Origin of the sequence: Corynebacterium qintianiae, from assembly GCF_011038645.2 — a bacterium.
Classification (GTDB): domain Bacteria; phylum Actinomycetota; class Actinomycetes; order Mycobacteriales; family Mycobacteriaceae; genus Corynebacterium; species Corynebacterium qintianiae.
In genome coordinates this window covers 827,745-843,717 of sequence record NZ_CP064955.1, presented here as the reverse complement: position 1 = coordinate 843,717, position 15,973 = coordinate 827,745, and the positions used below count along the sequence as shown (strand labels likewise).

The 15,973-nt window shown below is 62.8% G+C and carries 14 protein-coding genes and 1 pseudogene; 10 read left to right on the top strand and 5 right to left on the bottom strand.

The features are described 5' to 3' along the window. The first annotated feature begins 28 nt into the window (after window positions 1-28). The 3 genes and pseudogenes from putP to G7Y29_RS04200 all read left to right on the top strand — a co-directional run bounded on the left by putP (window position 29) and on the right by G7Y29_RS04200 (window position 2,699). Window positions 29-1,581 (top strand): annotated as a pseudogene (gene putP, locus G7Y29_RS04210) (sodium/proline symporter PutP). A gap of 7 nt (window positions 1,582-1,588) precedes the next feature. Beyond that, window positions 1,589-2,200 carry an HNH endonuclease family protein gene (locus G7Y29_RS04205; protein WP_165002124.1) on the top strand — a complete coding sequence of 204 codons (612 nt, stop codon included), beginning with the start codon at window positions 1,589-1,591 and terminating at the stop codon, window positions 2,198-2,200. A 10-nt stretch (window positions 2,201-2,210) separates the two neighbouring features. Next, the gene (locus tag G7Y29_RS04200; protein WP_165002123.1) at window positions 2,211-2,699 is read left to right on the top strand and encodes a DHH family phosphoesterase; all 489 of its coding nucleotides are present in this window, start codon (window positions 2,211-2,213) and stop codon (window positions 2,697-2,699) included. Between the two features lie 138 nt (window positions 2,700-2,837). On the opposite strand, the gene G7Y29_RS04195 is transcribed toward G7Y29_RS04200, so the two are convergent. After that, window positions 2,838-5,024, bottom strand: a complete 2,187-nt coding sequence (locus tag G7Y29_RS04195; RefSeq protein WP_165002122.1) for a DEAD/DEAH box helicase — start codon at window positions 5,022-5,024, stop codon at window positions 2,838-2,840. A gap of 107 nt (window positions 5,025-5,131) precedes the next feature. On the opposite strand from G7Y29_RS04195, the gene G7Y29_RS04190 reads away from it, so the two are divergent. From G7Y29_RS04190 to G7Y29_RS04175, 4 genes are all read left to right on the top strand, one after another. Then, window positions 5,132-5,530, top strand: coding sequence for a (deoxy)nucleoside triphosphate pyrophosphohydrolase (locus G7Y29_RS04190; RefSeq protein ID WP_165002121.1), 399 nt, complete (start codon window positions 5,132-5,134; stop codon window positions 5,528-5,530). Continuing rightward, on the top strand, window positions 5,527-8,658 hold the full coding sequence (locus G7Y29_RS04185) for a DUF3427 domain-containing protein (RefSeq protein WP_165002120.1): 3,132 nt from the start codon (window positions 5,527-5,529) through the stop codon (window positions 8,656-8,658). The genes G7Y29_RS04190 and G7Y29_RS04185 overlap by 4 nt, the downstream gene beginning before the upstream one ends. A gap of 78 nt (window positions 8,659-8,736) precedes the next feature. Further along, window positions 8,737-9,807, top strand: coding sequence for a ParA family protein (locus tag G7Y29_RS04180; RefSeq protein ID WP_165002208.1), 1,071 nt, complete (start codon window positions 8,737-8,739; stop codon window positions 9,805-9,807). 59 nt (window positions 9,808-9,866) lie between these two features. After that, window positions 9,867-10,160, top strand: a complete 294-nt coding sequence (locus G7Y29_RS04175; protein ID WP_165002119.1) for a hypothetical protein — start codon at window positions 9,867-9,869, stop codon at window positions 10,158-10,160. Here G7Y29_RS04175 and G7Y29_RS10970 read toward each other — a convergent pair. Continuing rightward, window positions 10,139-10,621 (bottom strand): hypothetical protein, encoded by a 483-nt coding sequence (locus tag G7Y29_RS10970; protein ID WP_346727132.1) that lies wholly within the window; start codon window positions 10,619-10,621, stop codon window positions 10,139-10,141. The genes G7Y29_RS04175 and G7Y29_RS10970 overlap by 22 nt on opposite strands. Window positions 10,622-10,630: 9 nt before the next feature. Next, a complete protein-coding gene (locus G7Y29_RS10965; RefSeq protein WP_328699846.1) occupies window positions 10,631-11,068 on the bottom strand; it encodes a diacylglycerol kinase family protein in 438 nt (145 codons plus the stop codon). Between the two features lie 289 nt (window positions 11,069-11,357). On the opposite strand from G7Y29_RS10965, the gene G7Y29_RS04165 reads away from it, so the two are divergent. Together G7Y29_RS04165 and G7Y29_RS04160 are read left to right on the top strand one after the other, a co-directional pair. Beyond that, window positions 11,358-12,152 carry a glycerol-3-phosphate dehydrogenase C-terminal domain-containing protein gene (locus G7Y29_RS04165; RefSeq protein WP_249399806.1) on the top strand — a complete coding sequence of 265 codons (795 nt, stop codon included), beginning with the start codon at window positions 11,358-11,360 and terminating at the stop codon, window positions 12,150-12,152. A gap of 12 nt (window positions 12,153-12,164) precedes the next feature. Further along, window positions 12,165-13,130, top strand: a complete 966-nt coding sequence (locus G7Y29_RS04160) for an L-lactate dehydrogenase (RefSeq protein WP_165002118.1) — start codon at window positions 12,165-12,167, stop codon at window positions 13,128-13,130. On the opposite strand, the gene G7Y29_RS04155 is transcribed toward G7Y29_RS04160, so the two are convergent. Further along, the gene (locus tag G7Y29_RS04155; RefSeq protein WP_165002117.1) at window positions 13,127-14,110 is read right to left on the bottom strand and encodes a nucleoside hydrolase; all 984 of its coding nucleotides are present in this window, start codon (window positions 14,108-14,110) and stop codon (window positions 13,127-13,129) included. The two genes, G7Y29_RS04160 and G7Y29_RS04155, sit on opposite strands and share 4 nt — an antisense overlap. Then, complete coding sequence (locus G7Y29_RS04150; protein ID WP_165002116.1) at window positions 14,107-15,321, bottom strand: MFS transporter; 1,215 nt, start codon at window positions 15,319-15,321, stop codon at window positions 14,107-14,109. Before G7Y29_RS04150 ends, G7Y29_RS04155 begins: the two co-directional genes overlap by 4 nt. A 110-nt stretch (window positions 15,322-15,431) precedes the next feature. On the opposite strand from G7Y29_RS04150, the gene G7Y29_RS04145 reads away from it, so the two are divergent. Continuing rightward, complete coding sequence (locus tag G7Y29_RS04145) at window positions 15,432-15,905, top strand: hypothetical protein (RefSeq protein WP_165002115.1); 474 nt, start codon at window positions 15,432-15,434, stop codon at window positions 15,903-15,905. Window positions 15,906-15,973 lie beyond the last annotated feature (68 nt).

The following is a 15,973-nucleotide window of genomic DNA, read 5'->3' as shown; positions in this document are numbered from 1 at the left end:
GGAGACGTTCTCCGTGGACAATGCGTGGATGATCCTCGCCATCGTGCTCTACTTCGGCGCAATGCTCGCCATCGGCTACTACTCGTGGCGCAGGACCAAGAAGTACGACGACTACGTCCTGGGCGGGCGCGACCTCCCGCCGTTCGTGGCGGGTATCTCCGCCGGCGCCTCCGATATGTCCGGATGGCTGCTCATGGGCTTGCCCGGGGCGCTGTTCGCCACCGGCATGAGCGAGTTGTGGATCGTCATCGGCCTGCTCATCGGCACATGGGCGAACTGGAAGTGGGTCGCCCGCGGTTGCGCTCCTACTCGGAGGTGGCGGGCAACTCCATCACGCTGCCGAGCTTCTTCGAGAACCGCACCCGCGACACCTCGCGCACCCTGCGCATCGCGGCCGCGGTGATCATCATCTTCTTCTTCACCTTCTACGTCTCCTCCGGCATGGTCGCGGGCGGCAAATACTACGAGTCCACCTTCGGCGGCGACTACACCACCGGCATGCTCGTCGTCGGCGCCGTCACCGTCATCTACACCTTCGTCGGCGGCTTCCTCGCCGTGTCCTACACCGACGTGGTGCAGGGCGCACTGATGTTCATCGCCCTGCTCATCGTCCCCGTCATGGCGCTACTCGCGCTGGACAACCCCGGCGACATCTTCTCCTTCGCCGCCACACACCCCTACGGCCCCTTCCCCGAGGCGAACCCGACCTACTTCCAAATGTTCGCCGGGGTCTCCGCCGTGACAATTATCGGCAACCTCGCCTGGGGCCTGGGTTACGTGGGCCAGCCCCACATCATCACCCGCTTCATGGCGCTGCGCTCCCCCGCCGAGGCCGCCTCCGCGCGCCGCACCGGCACCTTCTGGGTCACGCTGTGCTACATCGGCGCGATCTTCACCGCGCTCGTGGCAACCGTATTTTTCACCCAGACCGGCGCCCAAGTCACCGACCCGAGCGGGGAAACAATCTTCCTGGATATGGCCCGCGTGCTGTTCCACCCACTGGTCGCAGGCATCATCCTTACCGCCGTGCTCGCAGCGATCATGTCCACGATGTCCTCGCAGCTTCTCATCACCTCTTCGGCGCTGATCGAGGACCTCTACCGCGTCATCGGCAAACGCCGCCTCTCGGGTGAGACGCTTCTCATGCTCTCGCGCGCGATGGTGGTCCTCGTCGCGCTCGTCGCCATTGCGCTGGCTCTCAACCCCTCCGACACCATCCTCGGCCTCGTCGGTTTCGCCTGGGCGGGTTTTGGCGCCGCGTTCGGCCCCGTTGTCGTCGCATCGCTGTACTGGAAGCGCCTGACCGCCCAGGGCGCGCTCGCCGGCATGATCGCCGGTGCTCTCACGGTGTTCATCTGGGGTTCGATCGACTCCCCCGTCACGCAACTGTACGAGATCGTCCCCGGCGTCATCCTCGCCACCCTGGCCATGGCCGCGGTGTCGCTGGCCACCCGCCCGACCGACGGGGTGGCGGAGGAGTTCGACACCGCAATGCGCGTCAACGATTACGCCGTGTGCAACCCGGACGCCACCTTCGATGAGGCGCTTGAGCGGAACCGCGGGGACCAGCCGGCAGTCTAAGAAGGGCATGCGCTATTACCTCGCCCTGCTCATCGCCCTGACCCTCGCGGTGGTGCCGTGGCCCACCCCGCGCTCGCTTATCGACGCCCCCACCACCGCATCCCCTCCCCAGCGCGCCACCGTCTTGGGCTACGAGCGCGACGCGTTCGGCCCTGGCTGGGCTGCCACCCCGTCCGGGTGCGACACCCGCTCGGCACTGATGGCCCAGGCGTTTTCCGTCCCGTCCTGCTCGGTGCCCTACCGCGAGTGGTCAGCCCGCCCGATCACCGACCCCTACACGGGCCAGCCGCTGCTCCCCGCCGACGTGGAGATCGACCACGTATATCCCCTCTCCGCCGCGTGGGACTCCGGCGCCCACGCCTGGACCGGTGCGCAGCGCCTCGCCTTTGCCAATGACCCGCGCAACCTCGTTGTCACGTCGTCAGCCGCAAACCAGGACAAGTCCGATCAGCTGCCCAGCGAATGGCTCCCCCCTGCCCCGCGGGCGCGCTGCGCATACGCTCGGCAACTCACCGCTGTGGCTCGCGCTTACGAACTTGCGTTGCCACGCGACGACCTGCGCGCGGTACGGCGCGCGTGCTCGGGTTTCACCGGCTTGGTTGGACGGAGCTCCCTGTAAGGTGGGGGCCATGACTACCGTTTTCGTTGTCCTCCACGTGGCCGCCGCCATCCTCCTGCTCGGCCCCGTCATCGTCGCCACGTCCATGTTCCCCCGCCAGGCCGCCGAAGCCCGAACCGGCAGCCAGGAGGCCGTCGGCCGCGCCACCGTCCTGCAGCGCATCACCTCCACCTACGGCATGCTCTCCGCACTCGTCCCGCTGCTCGGCGCGGTGGTGCTCATCTTCGGCTGGGATCATTTCAAAACGAACTACTTCCTGCACACCGCGATCATCCTGGCCCTGATCGCCTGGGGCATCCTCTTCTTCATGGTTATCCCGCAGCAGCGCAAGATGATGGGCTCCCTCAACGCCCTCGACCCGGCCGAGGCCGACCAGGCGGACTACACCTCGAACTTCGAGAGCGCCAAGGCGAAAACGACTGCGGGCGCCGGCATATTCAACCTGCTCACCATGATCATCCTAATCCTGATGTACCTGCCGTCGGATATCTTCGCGTAACTCTTTGTCTGGACGCGGCGAAGCGGCCGGCCCCAGCCCGGGGTCGGCCACTTTTTCCATGCGTTAAACCGGACCGAATCGCCTCAGGACGCGAAAAGCGGCGAGGAAGTAACCTTCCTCGCCCCGAATCGTTAGAGACTAATCGCGCCAGTCCCGATCGCGTCCACCGCGGCCGCCGAAGCCACCCCGGCCTCCACGGTCATCGCGATCGCGTCCGCCGCGGAAGCCACCGCGTCCACCGCGATCCCCACGATCGTCGTAACGTCCGCGCCCGCCGCGGTCTCCGCGGTCACCACCGTAGCTGCGTGCAGCGCCGCCCTTGTCGCGCTGGATATTGATCAGCTGACCGGAGATGCGGGTGTCTGCGAGACGGTCGAGGACGGAGGAGTCCATCCCCTTCGGCAGCTCCACCAGGGTGAAGTCGCCGCCGATGGTGATGCGGCCGAAGTCGCGCGAGTTCAACCCGCCCTCGTTCGCCAGGGCGCCGACGATGGCACCCGGGCGCACGTGCTGGCGCTTGCCCACGTCGAGGCGGTAGGTGTCGAAGTTCTCGCTGTCGTTCTGGCGTCCGCGCCCACCACGGTCCCCACGGTCGTCGCGGTCGAAACGCCCTCCGCGGCGGTCATCGCGGTCGAAGCGGTCGCGGCGGCCGCCACGGTCCCCACGATCCCTGTCGCGGCGGTCGTCGCGGTCCCAGTTGTCGCGGTCGCGGCGGTCGCGCTTATCCTTCGGCGGCTCCTTCATCAGGAACTCGCCAGCCGAATTCACCTGTGCGGCCAGCGCTGCTGCGATGTCATCCATCGGGATATTGTTCGCGCTGGAGTACTCGCGCACCATGGACTTGAACACGTCTTGGTCCTTGGACTCGAGCGACTCGGTGATGGAGTCCATGAACTTGATCTTGCGGCTCTCGTTGACCTCGTCGACGGTGGGCAGATCCATCTCCTCGATCGTCGCGTTGGTCACGCGCTCGATGGAGCGGAGCATGCGGCGCTCGCGCGGGGTGACGAAGAGGATCGCCTCGCCGGTGCGACCCGCGCGGCCGGTGCGGCCGATGCGGTGAACGTAGCTCTCCGTGTCGTTCGGAATGTCGTAGTTGAACACGTGGGAGATGCGCTCGACGTCGAGGCCGCGGGCGGCGACGTCGGTGGCGACCAGGATATCGAGGCGGCCGTCGCGAAGCTGATCGACGGTTCGCTCACGCTGCTGCTGGGCGATGTCACCGTTAATGGCCGCGGCGGAGAACCCGCGAGCGCGCAACTTCTCAGCGAGCTCTTCGGTCTCGTGCTTGGTGCGCACGAAGACGATCATCGCGTCGAACTCGGTCACCTCGAGAATGCGGGTGATCGCGTCGAGCTTGTTGCGGTGCGCCGTGAACAGGAAGCGCTGCGTGATGTTCGTGTTGGTGCGGGTCTCGGACTTGACCGTGACCTCGGCCGGGTCGTTGAGGTACTGCTTGGAGATCTTGCGGATGCCGTTCGGCATCGTCGCCGAGAACAGCGCGACCTGCTTGGTGTCCGGGGTGTCGGCGAGAATGCGCTCGACGTCCTCCTGGAAGCCCATGTTCAGCATCTCGTCGGCCTCATCGAGAACGAGGAAGCGCAGGTTGGAGATGTCCAGCGAGCCCTTCTCCAAGTGGTCGATGACGCGGCCCGGGGTGCCCACGATGATCTGGGCGCCGCGGCGCAGGCCGGATAGCTGGATGCCGTACGCCTGGCCGCCGTAGATCGGCAGCACCTGGATCTTGCCCAGGTGGTCGGCGAAGGACTGGAAGGAATCGGCGACCTGCAGGGCGAGTTCGCGCGTCGGGGCGAGAACCAGGGCCTGCGGGTGGCGCAGCGACGGGTCAATCTGGCTCAGCACGGGAAGTGCGAAAGCAGCAGTCTTGCCGGTACCGGTCTGCGCAAGACCGACGACGTCGCGGCCCTGCATCAGAAGCGGAATGGTCTGCGCCTGGATGGGAGACGGCTGCTCGAAGCCGACCTTCTTCACTGCGTCAACGACGCTCTGCGGGAGGTCGAGGTTGTCAAACCCGTTGTCCGACTTCTCGGGCTGCGCCTCAGGCTCGGCGTCAGCCTTATCCTCAGCCTGCTCGGCCGGCTCCTGCGCGGGCTCCTCCGGCTGGGAGGTGGTTTCGGTGTTCTCGGTTGCGGTGGCTTCGGGTTCTGCCGAAGCGCCGGTGTCCTCAGAATTGCCCGCATCCCTGGTGTCTTCAGCGGCAGCCACTTCTTCAGTGTCTGCGACAACCTGCGGGGTTTCCTGATTTTCCGACAATTTCATGTCCGGCTCAAACTCGCTGCCGGTAGCGTTTTCGGAAGTGCTCATTGTTTCCCCACCATACGCGACTCAGGCCGGTATTACTATTCGGCGCTTATCGCTTGTCGACGTCTCACACGCGGCAGGAGCTGCCGTGCTGACTTAAAGTGTTCAGCATGCCGAAACAGATCGACGTTGTCGGAGCCGTTTTCGTACGCGACGGCCGGGTATTCGCCGCGCGCCGCGGTGCAGGCAAGGCAATGGAGGGAATGTGGGAATTCCCCGGTGGCAAGGTCGAGCACGGTGAGACTCCGGAGCAAGCCCTCATACGGGAGTTGAAAGAGGAACTGCTTATCGACGCTAAAGTGGGCGCGAAACTGACAGCAACATCTCACCAGTACGAATTCGGAGTAGTCAATCTATCGACGTACTACTGCGAGCTTGTCTCTGGCATGCCCGTATTAACTGAACACGCAGAAGTGCGATGGGTACCAATTAGCGACATGATGAAGCTCGACTGGGCTCCTGCCGACATCCCGGCGGTAGTCATTTTGCAAGGAGGTTCGACGCAGTGAAACGCTCGAGTGAAGAGCTCCCCTATGGTGTATACGAATCTCCTGTCACTCGGCGGGTTGAGCAACGCTTAAAGGCCACTCACCGCGCCGACGCGCACGCGCGCGCGGGCATCGAATCAGTTGGGGAAGATCTCCGGGAACGATACTCTGAGGCAATCTCTCGGGTGCTCTTGAGGCGGCTGGAGGACAAGTTGATCTCGATTGATTCGCCGGGGCAGAGGATTTCCCTTATCAATGCGGTCGCTCATTTGGTGGATTCAGATGTCGAGATAGAATCTGAACAACTCCTGTACGCGGTGTACAAGACATCACTCGGAGAACCTCCTGAGATCCAGCCTCGAAGTTTGACCGGATCGGCGTTGCTCACTAACGCCAGCTCGGATCGCAGCATGTCTGCGGAGATAAAGCGGGAAATTCAGACTGCAGACCGAGTGGATCTGCTATGCGCTTTTATTAAGAACTCGGGTATCTCAGTGATTCGGGATCAGTTGGAGTTCCTTCGCGATAACGGCGTTCCACTTCGAATCCTTACGTCCACATACTGCGGTGCGTCAGATATTGCGGCCATTAATCGCCTGGTTACAGAGTTCAAGGCGAACGTTAAGGTCGGGTTCGAATCGTCTACTACTCGGCTGCACGCGAAGGCGTGGTTGTTCCGCCGGGACTCAGGCTTCGATACCGCGTATATCGGTAGCTCAAATCTGTCGAACTCTGCTCTAATCGATGGAGTGGAATGGAACGTGCGGACCACACGCTCGGCAACCCCAGAGGTTCTCGACAAATTCGAGGCGGTTTTCGACACATACTGGAACGACCCCCACTATGTTTCATATGACCCGCAACAGGACGCCTCACGGTTGCGTACAGCACTTAAGACAGCACGCTTCGGCGCTACGAGCGCAGGTGAAATTCAGCTTTCCGGGCTCCAGGTCGAACCTCGGACCTATCAACAAGCCATGCTTGAGGCCTTGGACGCTGAACGCCTAAATCACGACCGGCATCGCAATCTGATTGTGGCCGCCACCGGCACCGGCAAGACGGTTGTGGCTGCCCTTGACTATCAGAAACTCTCAGAGCAATGGGGCAAGCGGCCCTCATTACTGTTTGTGGCTCACAGATCACAGCTCCTGCGGCAGGCACAACGAACGTACCGGGAAGTCCTGCGAGACCCCTCATTCGGTGAAATTCTCGACGGTGAAAATACACCACTTAATGGCACTCAAGTCTTTGCGACGATCCAGAGCTTGAGTCGAAACCTCGATCGATTCGCGTCGGACCATTTTGAGGTTGTGGTTGTCGACGAGTTCCACCACGCAGAGGCACAAACGTACAAAAAGTTGCTCTGCCACATTAGCCCCACCGAACTTCTGGCTCTTACCGCGACACCCGAGCGCGGCGACGGGGTCAACATCATGCAGATGTTTGACTACCGCGTGGCATACGAGTTGCGCCTATGGGACGCTCTTCGGCTGGGCATCGTCGCGCCGATGCATTACTACGGAATTGATGATGCAACAGACCTCACCGAGGTCAAGTGGTCGCGTTCCAGCAAAGCGTACGACACCTCTTCACTTACCGAGTTCTACATCAAGCAAGGCGACAGCCGAGTCAGACTTATCGTGAACGAACTCGTAAGACGTGTTTTTGACCTCGACTCACTAAAGGCCCTCGGATTTTGTGTAAGCATCGACCATGCTGAGTTCATGGCGGAGAGATTTAGTGCCGCAGGAATTCCAGCGCGTGCTGTTTCATCGCGCAACAATGAAGTGGCACAGGCTCAGGCGATCAACGCCTTGAGGTCAGGTGACGTACGGGTTCTTTTTACGGTTGATCTGTTCAATGAGGGCGTGGACATCCCAGAGGTCAACACCCTTATCATGCTTCGCCCTACCCAAAGCCCTACAATTTTCCTCCAGCAACTCGGCCGAGGTCTACGCCTTCATCGTGGCAAAGACGTCTGCACGGTTCTGGATTTTATTGGCCAACAGAACGCCGAATTCAGCCTTGAAGGTAGGTTCGCGGCGATGACCGGAAAACGCGGCAAACGCTTAGAACATGAAATCCGCCACGGATTCCCCAGTCTCCCCGGCGGTACAGCCATTCAGCTCGATCAAGTGACAACGGGTCGTGTTCTCCGGAATGTCCGCGCCGCGACTGGTATGAACATTAAGCGTTTGCGAAGCCTAGCGAGCCAGGAAATGACAACCGACCTCTCGGATTTTCTGATTTCAACCGGGCTCCCACTTGAAGATATATATCGGTCGAGGAAAGAAGGCGGTTGGACCCGAATTCTTCGAAGCGTTGACCTGCTTCCCTCCCCGCCGGTTTCGTCCCCAGAGGAGGAGTTCCTCTTAGGTCGAATAAGGTCGCTCCTCCACGTGAATGACCCCTTACGTAGCCAAATGTATGTGGATATTGCCTCTCCCGACGGTCCGAAGTTGACGGAGATGACCGAACTCCAACGCCGGTTCGCACGCATGTTGTATACCAGCGTGTGGGCGAATCAAGTTAGGTCGTTGCATCCAGCGTCGGTCCACGACGGAATAGAATTCATGCGCCGCGCGCCAGCATTTGCGGAAGAGCTTTCTCAGGTTTTTTCGTATCGGGATTCCACCACGCGGGTGATTCCAAAAGCAGTGTCGGGCCCGGGGGCAGGCATTCTCTTTTCTCACGCGGACTATTCGGTTGCCGAGCTAACGAGCGCGCTACGTGACGTCGAAGACCTCTCGCTTCTGAACCTCCCGCGAGAGGGCGTCTACTACGTCAAGGAAGCTCGAACCGACCTCTTCTTCGTCACACTCACCAAGGACGAAAAGTCCTATTCCGAATCAACACGGTACAAGGATCTTCCGCTTGCTCGGGACATCTTCCAGTGGGAGTCTCAATCAACCACCACTCTTGGCTCGCCCACAGCGGAGCGTTATATCAACCACGAGAACGCCGGCAATACGAACCTGTTGTGTGTACGTCAAACGCGTGAAAACGCGATCGGCGTAGCCAATGCTTACACCCTTCTGGGCGAGGTCAATTACCTCAGTCATCAGGGAGAGCGCCCAGTCAGGTTCGAATGGCACCTGCTCCGGAAGATGCCCGCCGAACTCTACGAGAAAGGTCGCGCCGCAGTGTAGGACCGACCGGCCAGGATTAACTCCCTTCACCAGGTATTATTCAAAAGCCTACTTCGTCGACAAAGGACCTCTGTGAGCATTAAAACACTGAGCTTTTTCAACAACAAGGGTGGTGTGGGTAAGACAACCCTCTCCGCCAATGTGGCGTATAACTTTGCCCGTAACGGGCAACGTGTCCTATACGTCGACTGCGACCCTCAGTGCAACGCGACTCAATTGATGCTGGAAGACAACCAAACAGCTGAGATCTACGACGGTCATCCTGATCCTGAAGAGGCACTGCGCCAGTCTCTAGGAAAGACTGTCTATGGGATATTCATTCCGCTGCGTGAGGGCGAGCCCGAGATCGATCCCGATGTTCCTGTCCATTCGTCCAGAAGATTTGGGGTGGACGTTCTCGCGGGCCACCCATCGCTGTCGCAGATCGAGGACGTTATGTCTGCTGCGTGGCAAACTGCCCTGGGACGTGAAACCGCCGCTTTCCGACGCGTGCATTGGGCCGGACAGCTCGTCACCGCAATGGAAGACACCGACCGCTACGACATCATCATGTTCGACGTCGGCCCGAGCTTGGGGCCATTCAACCGAACGGTTCTTCTCGGATGCGATGCCTTCGTCACCCCTACTGCCACTGACCTGTTCAGTTATCACGCCTTCGGAAACCTCGCGCGCTGGTTTGACGCCTGGGTAACGGAATACTCGGAGATGAGTGCCGCCAATATCAGCACGTGGCAGTCATTCTCTTCCAGCTTCGAGAAGAAATCCCGCAACCTTCGCCTTCCAGGTTACGGTGGGCGCGAACTCCAGTACTTGGGATACACAACCCAGGAATACATCAAGAAGAAGGCCAATGGCCAGGAACAACTTGTCGGTGCATTCGAGCGCTTTCGAGATAAGTTTGCCGAAGAAGCACAACGCATCGCAAGAATCCTCGGCCAGGCATCCGAAGACTTTCTTCTCGGCCACGTGCCGCACATGCACTCGATGCCGGCCACGGCCCAGGATGTCCATTCCCCGATCGCTGAACTTGCCTACCAAGATGGAATAAAGGGGTCCCAGGGAGCTCAGAGGGACAGCTACTCAACCAAGATTCGCGAAGTCGCGGACGAGGTAGCTCAGCGACTTCACATAACTAATAACAGCGCATAGGGATCCTTCGTTGCTCTAACATGGTCGTGACATCCAACCCTTCCCGCAAAGGAGCTGCCATGAGCGCCACTACGAAGCCCACCGCTCTCGACCGCATCACCCGAGCGGCGAAGAACCGCGTCATGACGTACGCGCAGGTGCGATACCCCGGCCTCGCCGGTACCGTAGTGCGCTCAATCACCAGCGGCGGGTCCAAGAAGAAGGGTGGCGTTGGTGGGGGTGTCGCGAAGCACACCGCCCGGCCGAGCGCTACGCGCCCGCGGGAAACGGCCGGACGAGCGGCATTGTTGCCGCCCAGGCTGCAGCGGCGCCGCTGCCCCGTTAACCCAACCTACGGCCGCGGGACCAGATAGCGGCCGGCCCCGGGGACAATCTCAAGCTCGATGGGCAGCGCCGTCATCAGGTCGCCGTCCGCATAGCAGTTGATGTTGTCCATCTCGATGCGGATGTGTTTGGCGCGGTAGAAGCTGATGCCGTCGCCCTCGGTGAGCTTGTTCTGCAGGATTGAGGCGAACTTGCCTGCGGCCTTGACGCGGCTGATGTCCTCCATGACGGTGATGTCGAACAACCCCTCGTGGTGGTTCGCGTTCGGGCAGATGTACATGCCGCCGCCGTAAGTGCGGGTGTTGCCGATGCTGCACAACTTCGCATCCACCTCCACCACTGTCTCGTGGTCCAGAACCATGCGCGTGGCAATGGTACGCCAGTTCATCAGCTCGGCGAGGATCGCTAGGTTGTAGCGGTTCTTGCCCTTCGGCCAGGTCATGCGGTTGGTGCGATCCGTTACCAGCGAATCGAAGCCGCAGCATGCGATGGTGCCGAACTAGCGACGGAACCCGTGGTCGTCGGTGATCAGGGCCAGGTCGGTGGTGGTGTAAAAACCCTGGGCGATCACGTCGGCGGCCTTTTCTGGATCCGTCGGCAGGTTGTACTCGCGGGCGTGGTCGTTGCCGGTGCCGGCCGGGATGATGCCGAGCGGCACGGCCGACTGCGCCTGGGCTTGTAGGGCCAGGTTGATCAAGCCGTCGCCGCCGCAGACGACGAGGGCGTCGAGGCGGGCGTCGTCAAGCGCTGCCTCCGCGAGCTCGAGCGAGCGCTCGGCGGTCGCGCCCTGCAGCGAGACGACGTCGATGCCGTGGTGCGAGAAGCGGTCGCGCGCGGCCTGGGCTACCCGCATCGCGGAGCCCTTGCCGGCGGCGGGGTTGGTGATCATGGCGATGCGCTTGATGCGCGTCGTACCGACCTCGAAAAGCTCACTCATCGCTAGCGCTCCAGGGAGTGTGTGTGATCAACTCTTTGTAGGCCGGTTGAGCAACAACTCCCGGCCATCTCAGCGGCTGGTTTCCTGCCAAAAGAGCACGGAAAACCGGCCACCCCACCGCACACCCGCCTTCCACCCGTCGGTGACGGTTGCCGGTGTGTTTATCCCCGAAGACACGATCACACTCACCCCAGGTGGCCAGGCCCACGCCCCATCCACGGCTGTGACCTAAAACCAATGGTCACAGGCCCCGCCACCGTTAGATAGGTTCCTGGTCGACGCAGAAAAGGTGGGCAACCCCAGCGGTGCGCTCACCGTCGCTGTCCCCGGATCCGTCAACCGTTTCTGCTTCATCCTGCCCACCCAGCTCGGCCGCTGTTACATCGGCCTGACCGACGAAAAAGCCGAGCTCGAGGACGTGCCCCGCGCGCCTGAGTCGGACGTGCAGTGGATCCTCGACGTTGTCAACCAGGGTCTTCAGACGAACCTGACATCCGACGACGTCCTCGGTGCCTTTGCCGGCCTCCGGCCGCTGGTGCAGCTGCGTTCCGCGGTTGAGACTGGGGGCAGCACCGCAGACCTCTCGCGCGAGCACCTCATCCTGAACAACGACGGGGTGGTAACCGTCACCGGCGGCAAGCTCACCGAGTACCGCCTCATGGCCGAGCAGACGGTGGACGAGGCCGTCGGTGACCCCGAGATCCGCGCGGCCCTCGCCGCACGCCCCACCGCCTGCCGCACCAAGGAGATCTCCCTCGTCGGCGCCTCGGCCGGGCGATCTCCGCAAACCTCTGGTGGGATTGCCCGGGCGCACGCCGTCGCCTCCTCCTTGCCGGCCTCCCTTGTCGCGCGCTACGGCGCGGAGGCGCACAACGTGCTCGCTGCAAGCGTGATCCCCGACGGAGCAGATTCCGTCGCGGGCCTCGACATCACGCGCGCGGAGATCTCCTACGCCGTGACCCATGAGGGCGCGACCACAGTGGGCGACATCCTCGACCGCCGCACCCGTATCGGCCTGGTAGGGGCCGACCGCGCCGCAGCGGAGCCCGTCGCTCGCGAAGCGCTCGGGGCGTGCGGGCTTTAAACTCTGCAGACCATGAACGTGACACAGGGCAACAAGGTCGTGCTGATCGGCGCGGGAGCCGTCGGCATCGCGTACGCCTACGCCATTTTGAACCAGGGCCTGACCGACCACTTGGCCATTATCGACATCGACGAGGACATGACGTGGGCGCAGGTGGAGGACCTCTCACACTCCGTTCCCTTCTCCGGCCACAACATCCAGGTCACTGTCGGCGAGTACGCGGACTGCCGCGACGCCGCAATGGTGGTCAATTGCGCCGGGGTGGCTCAGCGCGACGGTGAGACCCGCCTCGATCTGATCTCGCGCAACCAGGAGATCTTCGCGTCCATCAACCGCCAAGTCATGGGCAACGGCTTCAACGGCATTTACCTCGTTGCCACCAACCCGGTCGACGTCCTCACCTACGTCACATGGAAACAGACCGGGTTGCCGTCCGACCAGGTCATCGGCTCCGGCACTGTGTTGGACACCGCCCGCTGGCGCCACAACCTCAGCCGGCGCTTCGATATCGCCCCGTCTGCGGTCCACGCCTACGTCATCGGGGAGCACGGGGATTCCGAGCTTCCCGTCATGTCCTCGGGAAGCATCGCCGGTGTCCCCATCCCCCGCCTCGTGGAGAAGGCCGCCGAGACGAACCCGCATATCTACGACGATATCGACCAGATGTTCCGGGAAACCCGCGATGCCGCCTACGACATCATCCGCCGCAAGGGCAACACGTCGTTCGGGATCGGGTCCGCCCTCGCCCGCATCACCCGCGCGATCCTGCGCAACGAGGACGTGGCGCTACCGGTCTCCGCGCTGCTTCAAGGCGAGTACGCGCGCAGCGACATCTACATCGGCACCCCCACCATCCTCAACCGCGGCGGGGTGCGCAACGTCGTCGAACTGCGCTTGAGCGAGGCGGAGTTCGAGCAGTTCGACGCCTCCGCGAGCACACTGCGCCGCGTTGTCGAGTCGACGGGCCTGACCGGCTAGTCCTCGGCGCGCGCGTGGCGGGCCGCGTCCAGCTCGCCGCTGCCGCCGAAAAACTTCGCGTGCACGCCGCAGGCCCGCAGAAACTCCGCGTGGGCTGCCCCCGTATCCGCGCGCGAGACCACCCGAGCGTTGGTTTTTCCGCCCGCAACGAACGACGTTCCGCGCAACTCACCGGTGACGGCGTGGACATCCAGGGCGTGCGGTTGGGCGTCGAAAAGCGTCGTGCCCAGCGCAACCTGGACCGTGAGCAGGTCATGGACCTGCGCGAGGTACCCCAACCCTTCGTCGTCGTGGAACTCGAAGTAGAAGCGCAGGATCTCGGACAGCGAGCGCGCGATCGGAGCGGGCCCAAGCGTATCGACGACCCGTGCCAACGCCTCCGGATCAAGCACCATCGTCTCCGTCACCCCGAGAGAACACAGCGTGACAGGCGTCGGGGCGTGCGCGAGGACCTCGCGCGCGGCGTGCGGGTCGACCCAGAAGTTCCACTCCGCGGTCTCGGTGGTGTTGCCCGGGTAGTCGACCGCCCCGCCCATGACGGTGATGTGTTTCAGCTGGGTGAAGTGGCGCGGGTGGAGCCTGCGGAACGCGGCGAGGTTCGTCATCGGGCCAGTGACAATGAGATGCAGGTCGTCCGTACCGCGGTCGATGGCATCGCACCACAGCGCATCCCAGTCCGTCTCCACGTGGCGCGCGGGTGCGGAGACGTACCCGAGGCCAGTGTCCCCGTGAGTCTCGGGAGTTGTGGTCAACTCCACTTCCAGCGGGCCGGGCATCCCCGCGGCCAGCGGAATTGTGCGTAGGCCGCACTCAGACAGAACCCACGCGGCGTTGACGGCGCACTGCTGCGCGCCGACGTTGCCGGCGGTGGTGGTCACTGCCTCGAGCTCGATCGCACCCTCGTGGTGGGCGGCGGCGAGGTAGATCAGGGCCAGGGTGTCGTCAATGCCGGGGTCGCAGTCGATGATGATGCGCTTCATGCCGTCTCCTTGTCGGGTGTGCGGGTTTCCTGGCCGCGGAGCAGCCACACGATCAACGCCAGCAGCGTCACGGCACCGCAGGAGGCGAACGCGACGCCGAAGCCGTAGAGTTCCGCAAGCGTACCAACGACGAGGGGCGCACAGATCTGGCCCGCATCCATCGTCATCTGGAAGGCCGAGAGCGCCTTGCCGCCGGAGCGCTCGTTGCCGACGGTGTCCGCCAGCGTGGCCTGTTGCGCCGGGTTCATCAGGCCGCCGCCGACGCCCGCGAGCACGGACATGAGCAGCAGCGACCACAGGCTGGTGGCCAACCCGAGGGAACCGGTGAACACGGTCGTGGCAGCAAGACCGGCGATGATAAGCGGCTTGCGCCCGATCTGGTCGGCGAGGCGTCCAGAGAACTGGAGGGTCACGGCGGTGCCGATGGCGAAGGCGGTCAGCGCGAGACCCGATGCGGCGGCACCGTTGGCGAACACACTGGCCGCGAACAGTGGCAGCACCGCCACGCGCGCGCCGAAGTTGGCCCAGCCGTTGGCAAACCCGGAGGTAAGCAGGCTCTGATAGGTGGGCAGGGTGATCGCGTCAGCGAAGCGCATCGGCGGGAGTTTCGGCGGGAGCGCCGCGCGCCCGCGCGGGGTGGAAGTAAACACCCACACCGTCAGCGCTGCGATCCCCACGCCGATGCCATAGACCGCGAACGGGATGCGGAAGCCTAGCGACGCCAGCAGAGCCCCGATAATCGGACCCACGATGTTCCCCAACAGGAAGGCGGAAGCGTAGACAGCGCTAGCGCGGCCACGGATCGTCGGGGGTGCCGCCCGCACGATGAGCGCCTGAGCAGACAGCGTAAACATTGTCGATCCGAAGCCAGCGATGAAGCGCAACGCGAAGACGTGCCAGTACGCCTGCGCGAACGCGACGAGAAAGGTGGAAACTGCGACAATCAGCAAACCCGCGATGTAAACGGGCCTTGAACCGAGCTTGTCCACCAAGATGCCGGCCCCGGGTGCGCCGATGAGACGCGCGGCCGCGAAGACGGAGACCACGGCGCCCGCGGCGGCCAAGGACACGCCGAAGCTGGCAGTGAACTGCGGCAGGATGGGCGCGATAAACCCGTATCCGAGGGCAATGATGAACGCCGCCGAGGTGAGAACCCAGATTGTCCGCGGGATGCGAGGCGCAGCCCCGGACGTGTCGTATTTTTCAGGCATATGCAAGCAAGGCTAGTCCGATTCGCCGAAGTGCGGAATTCAGGTCAAAGTTAGAACAAGTGTTCCAATTTTGCCCCGGGATGTCGCACCCGTGTTCTACGGTGCCAGACATGACAAACAACATTGCCGATTCCCACACCCTCGCCTCCGACATCATCAACCGCCACCCCCTTGCCTTGGACGATCTCCGAACAATCATCCACCACCCGCGCTCCCTCGCTAGGCCGTCCGCAGCGTGGCGCCCGCCGGTCAAAGCACTCCCGCCATTGCGGCACGGGCCAAAACTCAGCGCGGCGGTAAGCCGCCGGCGCGTCGGGCCCCGCGCCCGAGCCCGAATCCAGGGCTGGGGAGAAACGCAGGTGCCCGCCTATCTCATCGAGCTGAGGATCTCAGACGACACCGGAGCGCCCGCCGACCGCACCCTCACAGAGGCGTGGGTGCGCGCCCTCGTCACCGAGGACTGCATCGAGTCGGTGCACGAAATCCCCTCGAACCGAACCGCAACCTACGTGTGGCTGGCAGACGGTAGCTTCCAACCCGTCTACTCCCCACCCTCCATGTTCGACGGAATGACTGCGGCCTAGTTCTCACCGAGGTTAAACCTCGTCCTCCACCGGTACCTGGGTGCCCGAGTCGATCTCGGTCTTACCGA

Bases quoted from the DNA above. Each gene is read 5' to 3' on its own strand.
- G7Y29_RS04160 (WP_165002118.1), top strand. From the start codon at position 12,165: ATGAACGTGACACAGGGCAACAAGGTCGTGCTGATCGGCGCGGGAGCC.
- G7Y29_RS04150 (WP_165002116.1), bottom strand. From the start codon at position 15,321: ATGCCTGAAAAATACGACACGTCCGGGGCTGCGCCTCGCATCCCGCGG.
- G7Y29_RS10965 (WP_328699846.1), bottom strand. From the start codon at position 11,068: ATGAGTGAGCTTTTCGAGGTCGGTACGACGCGCATCAAGCGCATCGCC.
- G7Y29_RS04175 (WP_165002119.1), top strand. From the start codon at position 9,867: ATGAGCGCCACTACGAAGCCCACCGCTCTCGACCGCATCACCCGAGCG.
- G7Y29_RS04195 (WP_165002122.1), bottom strand. From the start codon at position 5,024: ATGAGCACTTCCGAAAACGCTACCGGCAGCGAGTTTGAGCCGGACATG.
- G7Y29_RS04190 (WP_165002121.1), top strand. From the start codon at position 5,132: ATGCCGAAACAGATCGACGTTGTCGGAGCCGTTTTCGTACGCGACGGC.
- G7Y29_RS04200 (WP_165002123.1), top strand. From the start codon at position 2,211: ATGACTACCGTTTTCGTTGTCCTCCACGTGGCCGCCGCCATCCTCCTG.
- G7Y29_RS04155 (WP_165002117.1), bottom strand. From the start codon at position 14,110: ATGAAGCGCATCATCATCGACTGCGACCCCGGCATTGACGACACCCTG.
- G7Y29_RS04145 (WP_165002115.1), top strand. From the start codon at position 15,432: ATGACAAACAACATTGCCGATTCCCACACCCTCGCCTCCGACATCATC.
- G7Y29_RS04205 (WP_165002124.1), top strand. From the start codon at position 1,589: ATGCGCTATTACCTCGCCCTGCTCATCGCCCTGACCCTCGCGGTGGTG.